The sequence below is a fragment of the Bartonella sp. AA2SXKL genome (assembly GCF_042197205.1).
In the GTDB taxonomy this organism is placed as follows: Bacteria; Pseudomonadota; Alphaproteobacteria; order Rhizobiales; family Rhizobiaceae; genus Bartonella.
This window is the reverse complement of sequence record NZ_JBHIRN010000175.1, coordinates 1-280: the sequence shown is the minus strand read 5'-3', so window position 1 is coordinate 280 and position 280 is coordinate 1. Positions and strand designations below refer to the sequence as shown.

Annotated in this window: 1 pseudogene; it reads left to right on the top strand. The window is 42.9% G+C overall.

The features are described from left to right. A pseudogene (locus tag ACFINS_RS10520) lies at positions 1–280 on the top strand (RIP metalloprotease RseP); the annotation flags it as partial.

Below are 280 nucleotides of genomic sequence, written 5' to 3'. Positions count from 1 at the left end.
TAGTTGAGCGAGATGATGGATTTGGTAATCGGGTTCGAAGTGGACTGATGGGTGTAGGAGTTCCTGTTGATCCAGATAATCCTGCGCGTTTAGATCCAGCTTATGTAAAACATATTCGCTATAGTTTTGGCAGAGCTTTGAGAGAGGCATCAAAACGTGCTACGTTTATTGTTACCCAAACAGTTTTTTTTATGGGGCGTTTACTCGGTGGGAAAGAAGATCATTGTCGGCTAAGTGGTCCTTCTAAGACGGTTAAAATTGCTTGGCAAGTGAGTGAAAC